The organism is Chryseobacterium sp. SORGH_AS_0447, from assembly GCF_030818695.1.
Classification (GTDB): Bacteria; Bacteroidota; Bacteroidia; order Flavobacteriales; family Weeksellaceae; genus Chryseobacterium.
This window is the reverse complement of record NZ_JAUTAR010000001.1, coordinates 4,170,490-4,185,121: the sequence shown is the minus strand read 5'-3', so window position 1 is coordinate 4,185,121 and position 14,632 is coordinate 4,170,490. Positions and strand designations below refer to the sequence as shown.

General features: G+C 42.0%; 13 protein-coding genes and 1 pseudogene. 8 read left to right on the top strand and 6 right to left on the bottom strand.

Annotation, left to right across the window (positions count from 1 at the left end; all coding sequences use genetic code 11):
• Positions 1-7: 7 nt before the first annotated feature.
• Positions 8-769 carry a hypothetical protein gene (locus tag QE422_RS19050; RefSeq protein WP_307461856.1) on the bottom strand — a complete coding sequence of 254 codons (762 nt, stop codon included), beginning with the start codon at positions 767-769 and terminating at the stop codon, positions 8-10.
• Positions 770-901: 132 nt separating this feature from the next.
• Here QE422_RS19050 and hutH point away from each other — a divergent pair, with 132 nt between their 5' ends.
• The 5 genes from hutH to QE422_RS19025 all read left to right on the top strand — a co-directional run bounded on the left by hutH (position 902) and on the right by QE422_RS19025 (position 5,900).
• Positions 902-2,389 carry a histidine ammonia-lyase gene (gene hutH / locus QE422_RS19045; protein ID WP_307461854.1) on the top strand — a complete coding sequence of 496 codons (1,488 nt, stop codon included), beginning with the start codon at positions 902-904 and terminating at the stop codon, positions 2,387-2,389.
• Between the two features lie 8 nt (positions 2,390-2,397).
• Complete coding sequence (locus QE422_RS19040) at positions 2,398-2,865, top strand: DUF2059 domain-containing protein (protein ID WP_307461851.1); 468 nt, start codon at positions 2,398-2,400, stop codon at positions 2,863-2,865.
• Positions 2,866-2,894: 29 nt separating this feature from the next.
• A complete protein-coding gene (locus QE422_RS19035) occupies positions 2,895-3,629 on the top strand; it encodes a hypothetical protein (RefSeq protein ID WP_307461849.1) in 735 nt (244 codons plus the stop codon).
• A 109-nt stretch (positions 3,630-3,738) separates the two neighbouring features.
• A complete protein-coding gene (locus tag QE422_RS19030) occupies positions 3,739-5,235 on the top strand; it encodes a S8/S53 family peptidase (RefSeq protein WP_307461846.1) in 1,497 nt (498 codons plus the stop codon).
• 395 nt (positions 5,236-5,630) lie between these two features.
• Positions 5,631-5,900, top strand: coding sequence for a hypothetical protein (locus QE422_RS19025; RefSeq protein WP_307461843.1), 270 nt, complete (start codon positions 5,631-5,633; stop codon positions 5,898-5,900).
• Between the two features lie 52 nt (positions 5,901-5,952).
• Here QE422_RS19025 and ygiD read toward each other — a convergent pair whose 3' ends face one another.
• Positions 5,953-6,780 (bottom strand): 4,5-DOPA dioxygenase extradiol, encoded by an 828-nt coding sequence (gene ygiD, locus QE422_RS19020; protein WP_307461841.1) that lies wholly within the window; start codon positions 6,778-6,780, stop codon positions 5,953-5,955.
• 78 nt (positions 6,781-6,858) lie between these two features.
• Positions 6,859-7,372, bottom strand: a pseudogene (locus QE422_RS19015) (YceI family protein).
• 425 nt (positions 7,373-7,797) lie between these two features.
• Here QE422_RS19015 and QE422_RS19010 point away from each other — a divergent pair.
• The 3 genes from QE422_RS19010 (at position 7,798) to QE422_RS19000 (ending at position 12,220) form a co-directional block, all read left to right on the top strand.
• Positions 7,798-9,939 carry a S9 family peptidase gene (locus QE422_RS19010; RefSeq protein ID WP_307461838.1) on the top strand — a complete coding sequence of 714 codons (2,142 nt, stop codon included), beginning with the start codon at positions 7,798-7,800 and terminating at the stop codon, positions 9,937-9,939.
• 14 nt (positions 9,940-9,953) lie between these two features.
• Complete coding sequence (locus QE422_RS19005) at positions 9,954-11,021, top strand: acyltransferase (protein WP_307461836.1); 1,068 nt, start codon at positions 9,954-9,956, stop codon at positions 11,019-11,021.
• A gap of 173 nt (positions 11,022-11,194) precedes the next feature.
• Positions 11,195-12,220, top strand: a complete 1,026-nt coding sequence (locus QE422_RS19000; RefSeq protein WP_307461834.1) for an LLM class flavin-dependent oxidoreductase — start codon at positions 11,195-11,197, stop codon at positions 12,218-12,220.
• Between the two features lie 162 nt (positions 12,221-12,382).
• Here the strand turns inward: QE422_RS19000 and QE422_RS18995 are convergent, their stop codons facing one another.
• The 3 genes from QE422_RS18995 to QE422_RS18985 form a co-directional block, all read right to left on the bottom strand.
• Complete coding sequence (locus QE422_RS18995; RefSeq protein WP_307461832.1) at positions 12,383-12,880, bottom strand: hypothetical protein; 498 nt, start codon at positions 12,878-12,880, stop codon at positions 12,383-12,385.
• A gap of 134 nt (positions 12,881-13,014) precedes the next feature.
• The gene (locus QE422_RS18990; protein WP_307461830.1) at positions 13,015-13,656 is read right to left on the bottom strand and encodes a hypothetical protein; all 642 of its coding nucleotides are present in this window, start codon (positions 13,654-13,656) and stop codon (positions 13,015-13,017) included.
• Between the two features lie 130 nt (positions 13,657-13,786).
• Entirely contained in the window at positions 13,787-14,536 is a 750-nt protein-coding gene (locus QE422_RS18985) for an intradiol ring-cleavage dioxygenase (protein ID WP_307461828.1), read from the bottom strand.
• Positions 14,537-14,632 lie beyond the last annotated feature (96 nt).

The following is a 14,632-nucleotide window of genomic DNA, read 5'->3' as shown; positions in this document are numbered from 1 at the left end:
TTGATGGTTATCCGTTGCTCATGTTCGTGTATTCATTAATAAGGAAGCTGAAATAATCCCATTCCACTGAATTTTTAGGATACTTTTTCATGAATTCAGCATTATCACCGAATAGAAAATCGTAATTGTCTTCGAAGTCATCTTTATGAAGCCACATCACCTTATTTCCCTTTTTTACATAATAGGATTTGATTACTCCGCCGCCGAGCTGCGGGCCGTAACCCAGCGAAACACCTCCGGTTTCTTTTGCCCGCGGATCGTGATATACTGAAATGATATCATCAAATCCAGGGTTGATGACCTGCATTAAAAATTCTTTATCATCTTTTTTGTTCTTCAGAGAAACGGTCTGATTGATAAAGTAAATTCTATCGCTATTGGTTGTTTTCGTCAGTTTTTTCGCACCGTAATTCCGCACGTTGCCCATGTATTTTCCTACTTTCAAGATCTTTTCGGCATTGCTTGGGTAGATGTACATCTCGGCGATCTGCTCCGCATCGAAAACCTCATTTTTCTTTGTAAGGCTGTCTTTAAGGGTAACTTCAAAAATCTGTCCCTTCTTAGTGTCGGTTTTGCTGCAGAATCCTTTATGGGAAGATCCGTCTTTCAAGATAACGGTAGAGGTTTTTCTGGTGGATGGGGTATTAAAGCCTTCGTTAAAAAGGTATTGCTCCATTTTTTTGACCTCTTCTTTGGAGTATTTTACTTTCTGTGCAAAAGAAACGGTGCCCGCAAGAGATAGGGCCAACAGTAAAAATTTAAGTTTCATAAGGATATTAATTTTTTAATTTCGGCGGTAAAAGTACTGAATTAATTGATTGGTTTGAGAAAAATATAACCGGGGGAAATTTAGTTTTCCCAATACTGGCTAAATGTGTAATTTTAAGACAAAATTTTGAAAATGATATACGGTGTTGATGTTTTCAGTTTCCATGATGTATTGGAGATCTGCAAAACTCCTGATAAAGCGCAGTTGAATAAAACTGCCAGAGAGCAGATTTTAAAATCTAAAAAGAACGTACAGGAAATTGTTGAGTCAGACAGAACGGTTTACGGGATTAATACGGGTTTCGGACCTTTATGTGATGTGAAAATATCTGAAGAGGAAACAGCGCAGCTGCAATATAATTTAATTATTTCCCATGCCGTTGGTGTTGGAAAACCAATTGATAAAGAACTTTCGAAGATCATGATGATCGCTAAGGTTCATGCCCTTTCAAAAGGATTTTCCGGAGTTTCCCTGGAAGTGATCGAGCGTATGATCCTGATGCTGGAAAAAGATATCATTCCTGTGGTTCCGGAGCAGGGATCTGTAGGGGCTTCCGGTGATCTTGCACCTTTGGCGCACCTGGTATTGCCGCTTTTAGGACTGGGAAAAGTATGGGTAGGAAATGACATCTTTGAAACAGCTGAGGTATTGGAGAAAAATAACCTCGAACCTCTGGTTTTAGGTCCGAAAGAAGGTCTTGGACTAATCAACGGAACCCAGTTTATTCTGGCCCACGCGATCAAAGGCCTGGAAAAATTCGAATATCTGCTGGATCTTGCGGATCTTGCGGCAGCGATGAGCCTTGAAGCGTATAGAGGCTCGGCAAGCCCTTTCAAAAAAGAGCTTCATGAAATCCGTCCTTTTGAGGGAAGTAAAAAAGTAGCGGCCAGAATGTTGAAATTTTTAAAAGGCTCCGACAACCTGAAATCCCATGAATATTGCGACCGGGTGCAGGATCCTTATTCCATGCGATGTGTTCCTCAGGTACACGGAGCCAGCCGGAATGCTTTCGAACATTTGAGATTGATGGCGGAAACGGAACTGAACTCCGTTACCGACAACCCGATCGTTCTCAGTGCCGAAGAATCCATCTCAGGAGGGAATTTCCACGGACAGCTGATGGCTTTACCTTTGGATTACGCGACGTTGGCAGCGGCTGAACTGGGTAATATTTCAGACCGGAGAAGCTACCTGCTATTGGAAGGAAAATACGGACTGCCAAGATTATTAACGGAAAGCTCAGGGTTAAATTCAGGGTTTATGATTCCTCAGTACACTTCCGCGGCATTGGTGACGGAAAATAAAACGCTTTGTTTCCCGGCTTCCGCAGATTCCATTCCGACCAGCTTAGGGCAGGAGGACCATGTTTCGATGGGAAGTATTTCCGGAAGAAAATTCAACCAGGTCCTGGGAAATTTAGTAAATATCCTGGCTGTTGAGCTGATGTTTGCCGCACAGGGGCTGGAATTCAGAAGGCCGGCGAAATGTTCTAAGATTATTGAAGAGAACTTTGCCATTCTCCGTTCCAAAGTGGCAAAGCTTGAAGACGACCGTCTGATCGGGCAGGATATGCTGGCCATTGCAGAGCTGATTAATGATAGGAAATTTGTGGTCAATTAAATAATAAGATGATGAAAAAAAATGTAGCAGCGGTTCTTATCTTCGTAAGCATAATCACTTTTGCTCAATCTTCCAGAGAAACAAAGGCAAAAGAACTGATTGAAGTTACAGGAGTAAGCAAAATGGCCGTACAGGGTGCTAAGCAGTTTGTCAGCACCTTTAAAGAAAATTACAAGAATATTCCTGACGTATTTTGGGATGATTTCATGAAGGAAGTTTCTTCCGAAGAATTTTCTAACTTGTATATTCCGATTTATGCAAAATATTATACGGAATCTGAATTAGATGAACTGATCAGATTTTATAAAACTCCTATTGGTCAAAAAGTACTTGTGAATACACCTTTAATCATGAAAGAGAGTGTAGAAATAGGACGAGATTGGGGGCAGAAATTGGGGAAAAAACTGGTTGAAAAATTAAATGAGCAAAAAGGCTATCAATCGCCTCCGCCGCCCATGCCTTCAAAAGGTCAATAATATAAGGCTTCCGTTTGGAAGCCTTTTTAATGGCTAAACTTTATATAAAAACTCAAAAATTAAATTGGTTAACATTTTATTTATTGTCAGAGATAAAATATTTGAAAAAGAAAAATTTTACCATGAGAATTTATTGCAAAAAATGTAAAGAAGAAATTGTCAAATTACCTCTTACGGAAGAGCAGAAACTTGATATATATGTTTTAAGACAAAATAATTCTGTATTATCACTCGAAAAAAAACTAATCGATGACTTTAACTTAAATAGCGATGAGGCCAGAGCCATAATTAGTCATCTTAATAAAAGACGGGATTGCTGTGTCGTGTGTGAAGCAGAAACCTTGAATGGGGAATTTACGGAATGTCCGGATTGTGGCGCATTCAATTATAATCTTGAGGAACCGGTGTTTAATATAGAATTTTGCAGTCATTTGGAATGGTCACTTGATTTTGATCGTGTAGAACATGAAGATATTGAATATTACGTTCAATCTTTTTGGTGCGATGGTATTATGCATGTACCGGAAGATCCGGAATCTTTGCTTTATAAAAATCTTGAAAAGCATAAACAAATTATTACAAAAGCCTGGATCGGAAATGGAGGCGAAAATATTTACGAAATGAAAATCAAGTTTGGAAAGAAATCATTAAACCACTATAAAAACCGTAAAAGCCTTATCGATTGTATTCCCAAAGCAAATGAGCAAGAGAAATGGATTACCTTGGATGTAAACAGGAGGAGGATAGAAGTTCAGCTGAAATAGTATTTTGGTACTATTCAAAGCATAACAGAATTAAAGATTATTTAAATTTCAATCGGCTGTAATTCAGTCTAAAGTGATATATTGGTTGTACAAATCAAATATTATTTATATGAAAAAAAGTGTCTTTTATTTATTATTATCAATCTCTGTTTTTACAGGGTGCAATAGAGACGACCTTCAGGGCAATCTTACCGAAACCGAAATTACGCAGAAAGATCCGTTAACGGCCAGACAGATTAATGAAAAAATCAATGAAACCATTAAAACCAAAGGGCGATTCTCATGGAACGAATCTTCCGATCATTTTGTATGGAGCGCGGTTTATCAGGGGAACAAGATTGCTTCCATCGGGTTCGGTTCTTCATTCGACAGAAGCCTGGATGCCGACAGCAAAGCCATCGAGAACGAAATCCTGGAGCTGATTCAGAAATATGAAGGCAAAACAGACCGTATTCTACTGTCTTCAGACCCTTATTTAAATCAGATCGATGTGGCCATTGAAAAGCAGGAAACCGTCATCGCACTCAGAAAAATGAAAAACATCCGTTACCTGGAGCCTGCCGATTACCGTTATTTCGAAAATGAAAGACAGTTCGGAGCAACCGCAAAATCAAGCAGCAACTCATCGGGTTGCGGATTCGAATCTGCGGTTCTCAGTACCTCCGATTACACTACCGTTTCTCCTAACGCAAAAGCACCATGGTCATTTGCAAAGCACAACATTATTAATGCCTGGAGCTACAGCACCGGAAAAGGCGTGACCATCGGGGTAATCGATAGCGGAGTTTCTTCTGAACAGACCTTACTGGGAAGTAGTTTCAACAATGGATTGTCATCGGGAAGAACCATCAGTAAAAACGGAGTTTATGTTGATTCCGCATGGCCGTGGAGTACCGGATATGATGGCTCTGCAGATAAATGCGGTCACGGAACCAGCATGGCTTCAGCGGCGGCGGCACCCCGGAACAATCTGGGACAGCCGGTTGGAGTAGCCTATAATGCCAACCTGGTAACGTACCGCGCAGCGTCCAACGTAGTTTTGGATGGATACCATGAGCAGAACGGGGTGAAAATTGCTTTTACGGAATTGGGAAATAACATCAATGTGAAAATCATTTCCATGTCGATGGGACATATTTTCTCTGTAGGAAAAATTGAAGACGGCGTAAAGTATGCCTATTCAAAAGGAAAATTAATTTTCTGTGCGGGGGGAACTTCGACCAGCTTTACCAATTTCGTGGGCGTAATCTTCCCGGCTTGGATGCCTGAAGCACAGGCCATCACCGGAGTAAAAGAAAACACGTCCAACCAGAAATGCGATGTCTGCCATTCAGGAGCCGAAATCGATTTTACTTATCAGATGGAGCGGGCTTCAGGAAGTAATATCCCGGTGCTCAGCTATTACAACGGACAGACCGATTATGTGGGCGGTTCTTCCGTCGCAACAGCTTCCACAGCAGGAATTGCAGCACTGGTATGGGCAAAAAATCCTTCCTGGACAAGAGACCAGGTGTTAAATAAAATGAGGCAGTCTTCCACCTATTATCCGAGCCCGAATTCAGATTTCGGATATGGAAATATCAATGTATTGCAGGCAGTACAGTAATCAGGATGTAAGGTAAATATAAAAAGCAATGTTGTGCGCAGCATTGCTTTTTTGTTTAATTAAAAGAAGAAAGATGATCAGGGATTTCTTTAATTCCCATAACTCTTTAAAACCCGTACAGATGGATAGGGAAGAAGTCTCTCAGCCATAATATTGATAAAACTTCCATCCTCCTGCTTCTATCTTCCAGCCATTAAGCGGATTTATAATTTAAATAAGTATTTCTACGCAAAGTGAAAAACGGGTAGATGTACTGTAGAGTATTCGGATTGGGTGTCCTACCTTTGACCTGTGATCACAAACAAAAAACTAATAACCCGGAGCTGAAAACCATTTTAAACGGGCGTTATCCGAAAAGCCATACGAGTAGGAAAAAAACAAAATCAATAATCATCATGGAAACACAAGATTTAGTAGTAGGAGGGTGGACAAAATACCATGCCCTTACCCCAGAAGACCAAAAAGTATTCGACCAAGCAATGGAAGGATTTGTAGGCGTAAAATATAACCCGCAGGAAGTGTCTACGCAATTGGTAAACGGAACCAACTACCGTTTCAGATGCGAGGCTACAATGCCCCCTGCAGATGTGGTTTGGGAAGCGATTGTGGAAATTTATGCTCCAATCGACGGCCAGCCGCATGTAGTTTCTATTCACAGAATCTAATAGCATTAGCCTAATCATGGTTACCGGGGGATTATTCTTCCGGTTTTTTTATTTATCCGATTCTTACGCTCGTCATGCTCAGCGAACCGCCGATCAGTTCATCATTAAATAAAACCAGGCTTTCCGATTTTTCTTTCAGCCCCAGCGTATAAACCAAAGGCAGATAATGATCCGGGGTAGGAACTGCATGCTGAATAGCAGTGCCCTGCCTGTAATAGTCTATGATCGGCTGGAAATTTCCGTCCAGCAGCCAGTTGTTGGTTTTCTCACGCGCTTCAATGGCCCAGTCCCAGCCGGCCCCGACGGTATTGATGTTTCTCCAGTCGATCAGTCTCAGATTATGCACCACATTTCCGCTGCCGATAATTAAAATCCCTTTTTCACGGAGCTTGTTCAGCCGTCTGGCCAGATCAAAATGATACTGCGGAGATTTCGTGTAATCGATGCTCATCTGGATAACAGGAATATCAGCTTCCGGATACATATGCTTAATCACCGACCAGGCTCCGTGATCCAGTCCCCAGCTATGATCTTCCTCTACAGGAACCGGTGCCAATAATGCTGCTGTTTCTGCCGCAAGCCCGGGATTTCCCGGAGCAGGATATTCGACATCAAACAACGCCTGCGGGAAACCGCCGAAATCGTGGATCGTTCTTGGCATTTCCATCGCCGTCACTTTGGTTCCGTCCGTGAACCAGTGGGCTGAAATACATAAGATGGCATTCGGCTTGGGAATCTCGGCCGCCGCTTTTCGGAATCCCTGTACAAACTGGTTTTCTTCAATCGCATTCATAGGCGAGCCGTGCCCGAGGAAAAGAACGGGCATCTTCTGCGTTGGTTTGAAATTTTCGCTGATGTGTTGGAGATCGTTGAGGTTCATTGTTCGTCACTTTTAGAAAAAACAAAAGGTTCAAGGCTTTTAGAAAATCCCTGAACCTTTTAAAATATGTTTAGAAAATTATGCCTGCTTTACAAACTGTAATTCTCCGGCAATTTTTACTTCTTCGCTTACCATAACGCCACCTGCTTCAAGTGCAGCATTCCAGTTCAGTCCGAAATCTTTTCTGTTGATCTTCCCTTCGAAAGAAAAACCAGCTTTCGTATTTCCCCACGGATCTACATTAATTCCTCCGAAATCTACATCCAGAACCACCGGTTTTGTAATCCCGTTGATGGTCAGGTTACCGCTCACTTCGTTGTTCAGGGCGAGAAGATTCGAAAGTGATGGTAGGATTTGCCTCAGCATTGAAGAACTCTGCAGACTTCAGGTGATTATCCCTGTCGGTATTGTTTGTAGAAATAGAATCGGTCTGGATGGTAGCCGTTGTTTTAGCATTGGCGAAAGTATCATCTTCCGCTTCAATTTCCGCAGTGAAGTTGGTGAAGTTTCCTTTGATGTTGGAAATCATCATGTGTTTTACTTTGAAGGTAATTTCACTGTGTGCAGGATCTAAATTCCATTTTGTTGCCATTGTATTAATATTTTTGTTGTTATTATGATGCAAATGTAGATCAGTTTACCCCTACAAAACATTGACGTAGGATAAGAAATGAATGTTACGAGTTTCGGTTCTATGTTTCGGATGGATAAGGAGCTGTTTCCCGCTTTCTGCTGTATCTTTTTTCTCCGGGCGCTGTCCATCCAAAAAAAGGATGCCGCGGCAATCGGGGCTAGGGCAGCAGTCTTTCGTCAGCAACCGGTCGGTAAAATCAACCTAAGCTCACAACCTTCAGCCAAATCCCCTCAACCGGAACCATCAACCATCAACCATTCATTCACATCAAGTTACGCAATATTTTCCGGCCCTACCACAGTTTTATTTTACGAATGTTTTAATTTAACATTTCTTAACGATTGATATTTATTTCTTATTTTTGGAGGATTCAATTTTATACAATGAAGCTCTATCAATTATCTTTATGCATGCTGGTTTTGGGAGGCAGCGCATTGGCTCAGACCCAAAAATTTACAATGGCGGAGGCGGTAAACGGGATGAGGACCAATCTCGCCGTTAAAAATATATCCCAGTTTTCATGGTCTGCAGACGGAAAATCGTACATCCAGGCCGTAAAAGGGGGGTACCTGATAACAGATATAAAAACGAAAAAGCAGGATACCCTGTTGTCGCTTACGCAGCTGAACAGGAACCTGGCAGACCAAAAATTCAAAGCGGTTCCGCCAATTAAATTTACCGGAAGCACAAAAGGCTATTTCAATACCAACGGCAAAATGGTCTGGATGGAGAAATCAGGCAGCGACTGGAAGATGAAAAATACCGCAACGGTAGACGAAAATGCAGAGAATGTAAAAATTTTCGGTGACAATGAAACTTTTGCCTATACCGTAAAGAATAATTTATTTGTAAGCAGGAACGGAAAGATCATCACGGTAACCAACGACAGCAATGAAAATATTCTGAACGGAGCTGCTAACGTACACCGCAATGAATTCGGGATCGATACGGGGATTTTCCCGGCACCCAATTCCGAAAGTGTAGCGTTTTACAGAATGGATCAGACCATGGTCGCGGATTATCCGATCATCGACTGGTCAGTAACTCCCGCGGTAAACCACAACATCAAATATCCGATGGCAGGGAAAACCTCGCACCAGGTAACGTTGGGCGTTTTCAATATCAAAAGCCAGAAAACCATCTTCCTGAATATCGCAGGAGAAAAAGACCAGTATTTGACGGCCGTAACGTGGAGCCCGGATTCAAAATATATTTTTGTCGGTGTCCTAAACAGAGGACAGAATCATCTGAAAATGAACCAGTATGATGCAGCAACCGGAAGCCTGGTGAAAACTTTGTTTGAAGAGACCAGCGATAAATATGTTGAGCCGCAGCATCCGCTCACCTTCTTCCCGAATTCCAATACGGATTTTATCTGGCAAAGCCAGAGGACAGGGTACAACCACTTATTCCATTACAGTCTGGAGAAAGGCCTGGTTGCCCAGATCACGAAAGGCGAATGGCTGGTGAATGAAATTTTAGGCTTTAACGAAAAGAAAAAGGAAATCTATTTCACGTCTACCAAAGAAACGCCTCTGGAGAAGCACCTGTACCGAATCAACTGGGCCAATTTCAAAATGCAGCGACTGGACAATGCAGAAGGCGTACACTCCGGAATATTAAGCAGTGACGGAAATTACCTGTATGATGTATACAGCAATGCCAACACTCCAAGAGTGGCAAACATCATCAATACCAATACGTTAAAAACAAGCAACCTGCTGACGGCAGAAAACACGCTGAAAAACTACCAGCGTCCGGAAATTAAAAATGTAAACCTTAAAGCAGACGACGGGACGCTTTTATACGGAAAGATCATCCTTCCGACCAATTTTGATCCCAATAAAAAATATCCGGTAATCGTTTACCTGTACAACGGTCCGCACCTTCAGCTTGTTACCAATACGTTCCCGGCATCCGGTAATCTTTGGTACGAATACATGGCTCAGAACGGGTACATTATTTTTACCATGGACGGAAGAGGTTCTGCCAACCGCGGTCTGAAATTCGAGCAGGCGGTATTCAGAAACCTGGGAACCAATGAGATGAACGACCAGATGAAGGGCGTGGAATATCTGAAATCCCTTCCTTACGTAGATTCGGAAAGAATGGGAATTCACGGATGGAGTTTCGGAGGATTTATGACCACCAGCTTTATGCTCCGCAAGCCGGATGTTTTCAAAGTTGGAGTGGCCGGAGGTCCTGTGATCGACTGGAGCATGTACGAGATCATGTACGGAGAAAGATACATGGATACACCGCAGGAAAATCCGCAGGGTTACGCAACGGCCAATCTTCTGGACAAAGCGCAGAACCTGAAAGGAAAATTACTGATGATCCACGGCGCGCAGGATGATGTGGTGGTGTGGCAGCATTCCATCAAATTTATAAAATCGGCAGTGGACAACGGAATCCAGATGGATTATTTTGTTTATCCGGGCCATCCGCACAACGTGATCGGAAAAGACCGGGTGCATCTTATGCAGAAAGTAACGGATTATTTTGATCAGTATCTGAAAAAATAAATCTGATCGTAATAATGAATTTCATAAAAACAGACAGAGTACACTTTCACACGTTTGATTCGTTGAGGTTTCTGTCTTTTTTATTGGTTTTCCTACACCATTCCCCCGTTCCTCAGGATAGCTGGCTTCGCTATTTTTCCAAGGAAGGCGGGATTGGTGTTTCCTTTTTCTTTGTCCTCAGCGGTTTTCTCATCACTTATATCCTTATTCTTGAGAAAATAAATAACCAAGGCAAAATCCCGTTAAAAAAGTTTTTTAAAAGAAGGATTTTAAGGATCTGGCCTTTGTATTATGCAATGGTTCTTTTTGCCATGTGCACGCCGTTTATTCTGAATTTTCTGAATCTTCCGTATTCCAATGAAGGTTACGAGCCCAACTGGTTTTTAACGCTCACTTTTCTTGAAAATTATAGGGGGATGTTTACCCACCAGCTTCCCAATGTTTCACCCATCACAGTAATTTGGTCGCTCTGTATCGAAGAACATTTTTATATTTTCTGGGGGTTGGTCTTTTATTTTATTTCCTTAAAGAATGTCCCGAAGCTTTTAGCAGGCTGCATCATTTTTTCGTTCACCATGCAGACCATTTACGAAAAATACGGAATCGATACGGTGGATCTGTTTACCAATATCCACTATTTTGCTTTCGGGGCTATTCCGGCTTTTCTCTTTGTATTCAGAAAAGATCTTATTGAAAAAATGGGCGGTATTCCTGCGGTTTATAAATATATGTATACCGTGCTGGTGCTACTGGTTATTGTAACCATCGCTAATACTTCGTTAATTTCCGATCTGAAAATATCCTCTTTGCTCCTCAGCATCTTATTTTCAGGATTGATCTTATTTACCTTAAGCAAAAAAAATGCGTTTAAGATTTCCGATAAAAGCATTTTAGCATGGCTCGGGAAGTACACCTACGGGCTGTACCTGTTCCACACGATCTGCATTATGCTGTTCTCTAAAATCGGAATTTATTTCGGGCTGAGCTGGATGATCATTATACTCCTGTCCTTCATTTCTTCCGTATTATTTTCTGTGTTGTCCTATCATCTGTTTGAAAAACAGTTTTTGAAATTTAAATAAGGTGAATTCGATTATTTGATACTTAGATTGTTTGTACTATGGGCTGAAAAACTTTCAGCTTCCAGCCTACCTCTTCCAGTTATAAATAAATATTTTGTCTCCTTCCGTTCTTAACAAACATCAATGTTTCTGATTTTTAGTTGCCGTACCTTTGTCTCTATAAAATCAACAATATGGAATTAGGAATAGGAATGTTCGGCGATCTGTCGTTCGACAAGACTACCGGAAAATATAGAGATGCAGGCGTTAAACTCCGCGAAATCCTGGAGCAGGTAAAACTGATGGATGAAGTGGGAATTGATGTTTTTGCCATGGGTGAACATCACCGTCCCGATTATGCCGTATCGTCCCCGGAAATCGTTCTGGCGGCAGCTGCAAGTGTAACCAAAAATATCAGGCTGGCCAGCGGGGTTACCGTACTGAGCTCCTCCGAGCCGGTGAAGGTATATGAAGATTTTTCGACACTGGATTTAATTTCCGGCGGACGTGCTGAAATTTACGTGGGCCGAGGAAGCTTTATCGAGTCTTTCCCGCTCTACGGATATTCGCTGAATGATTACGAGGAACTTTTTGAAGAAAAACTCGATTTGCTATTGAAAATAAATTCGGAGGAGAATGTAACCTGGAAAGGAAGGCTCCGTGCACCGATGCAGAATCAGACGGTTTACCCGAGAGCGAAAAATAACGGGAAACTGCCGATCTGGAGAGCCGTGGGCGGCACGCCGCAATCGGTACTTCAGGCTGCCGAACTGGGAATGCCTTTAATCGTAGCGATTATCGGAGGAATGCCGGTACAATTCAGGAATCTGATCGAATTCTACAAGCAGGAATATAAGAAAGCCGGTCATGATGTATCCCAGATGCAGATCGCTATTCATTCGCATACCTTTGTAAGCGATGATCCTGTAGTAATCGACGGATATTTCCATACTTATAAAGCACAAATGGACCGCATTGGCTCTTCCAGGGGATGGGCGCCTTTTAGCAAGATGCAGTATGAGGGCGGAAGAAGCAAGGACGGCGCTTTATTTATCGGAAGTCCGAAAGAAGTGGCCGACAAAATCGCCTACATGAAAGAAATTTTCGGCATCACAAGATTTATCGGGCACATGGATGTCGGGGATCCGGCGCATGACGTTATGATGAAATCCATCGAACTTTTCGGTAAAGAAGTAAAACCGGTTGTCGAGCATCTGTAAAAATAAACGCTCCCCTGATTTTCAGCGGAGCGTTTTCCTTAATAAATCAAATCTATAGTTTATCCTTTGAAGGTTAAGTTTATTGTAAAAACAATTAATTTACATTATAAGCAGTCCTGAAAGCAGATCCGAAAAAGTTTGATTGTCTTCTTCAGCTTCCCGTCATACCGGAGCATAATAAGCAATGGCTACCTGCGGATGAAAACCGAACATATAGGTCTCAAACGTCTCTCCTGAAAGATTTCTGCTCAACAGGTATTTGTTGTCAATAATATCGATCAGCAGCAGTTCGGGAGTATAAAATGTGAGCCCGAGCTTATGTTTGGAAGGATCTTCTACGTTTGAGCTGATCAGGTCCAGCCTGAAATGCTCAATCGGAAAAAATGTGCTGCCGAGAACATCGGGCAGACTTTTTATTTCTCCGTTAAGTTGCGAAACATAGTTTACCACTGCCGTGCTCAACAGGAACGGAATTTTTTCGGATTTTGGATTCTTTGCCAGCAGCTCCCAGTAATTCTTCACCGGGTTTTCCGGATCATCAAAAACCTGATGCTGGATTTTATATTCAAAATAAGTATCCTCAAAAATATACCGGTCCCATGCCAGTGTAGAGTTCCGGTCGATAACAATCCGGAATGCCAGTTTAATTTTTGCCTTCATACATTTACCATTTAAAAATCAGGGCAGCCTTTTGCGTGATCTGCCCCCTGATCTAAACAAACTAATATAAAATATCCGATTACTCAAGGCATGATCGGATCTGGATTGTCATGCTTTTCTTTTTGGAATGATATTCAAACTTCCAGAAGCAGGATCAGTGCATTTTCACTTAATGCTTCAAACTCCAGCATTTCGATACCGGATATCATGATGGCATCCCTGGTTTCCAATAGTCGGTTCTGGAACTCAAATGCTCCGTTGATTACCATTCCGAAAATAGACCTGCCTTGCTGATACAGCGTATATGTTTCTTCTTTTCGGCCTTCATACAATCCTATAAAATTGGGATAGCCTGCATTCTCAGAAATCCGGATGAGGGTGTTTTTCTCAGTAATATTCAGATTTTCTACCGCAAAAAAGCGGTTGGCCGTTTTACTTTCCAGCTCAAGCAATAAAATGTCTGCTTTCTCATCCGGGAAATGGTTTCTGATGGATAAGTAATGACTTTTATCTGATTGTACACTGAAGACCTGATTTGCAGAAACGGGATTTTCAAAATCATCAATCAGGATTTCGCCGTATAAAACAATGATAAGAACCGTTGTATTTTCGGGACAATGCCAATCGAATGTTCCGCTTTCCTCAAAAACAATCTCCGTAGATCTTCTTAGCCCTGAAATATCTTTCATGACCATTTCTTTCACCACACAGGATTTTTCTTTCTTCCAGACTGAAAGATCGAATTTAAAAATTCTTGATGGGTTCTGAACTAACATCTTTCTGATTTTAAGCTATTTCCACATGGCACAGATCAACACATTCTATCTTACTTCACGATCCCGTAAATCTGTGCGCGCTGTGGAAAGCGGGTAATAAACTGATATCTAAACAACTTCTCTCTTTTCTTTAAGCCGAAACTTTTATGGTGTGGGTCAGAGCAAAACCTCCGCTTACACTCCCTGAGATACTGGACATTTCATTGGAGGTTCCGTCACCGAACACGTTATCATTCGCATTATAGGTATATCCGCTCATGCCTTTGTAGCCTGTACTTGCAGCTACCTGAACCACCGCACTGTCATTTCCTTCAGGAAAAGCAATCTGTGTCACCAGCAGCGACTGGCCTAAAGAATTATAAATATGCACATGGATATGGGTTGCTCTTCCGTTATACCAACCCGGGAAAATAGAGGTGAAATTTACTTTTCCGCTGGCATCGGTTGTCTGTCGGCCTCTTAAGAAATGCACCGAGGTGTAATTGGCAGACTGCATTCCGGTTCCTCCGTACTCCGAATAGTTTCCATCTTTATCGCAATGCCAGATGTCCACAATAGCGCCCTGCAGATTCGTACATCCTGTATTTACGTTCTGAACGGTAATTGCGATTGTAAAAGGAACGCCTGTCCTATCGCTTACGATATTGGTCTGAACCAGACTTGAGGGTGATTTTGTAGGAAACGGGCCTTCCGTTTCGGAATTGGTAACGGAACATCCCGTTGCCGATGATCCTGATCCTGAATTCGATCCCGAAGTATTGCCGGTCGAACTGCCCATATCGTCATCACTTCCGCAGTGTACCAAAAGAGGTGCTGCAACAGCGGTTACCCCTGCCAAACCGAGGGTTTTCAAAAAGCCTTTTCTGTCTATTGTTTTCATAAGATATTTTTTAGGGTTAACAATGATCTAAGAAATACCGATCTTCATTTCACCGTTCTTTAATTTCTTACACCAAATGTATTCTGAAAAAAAAGG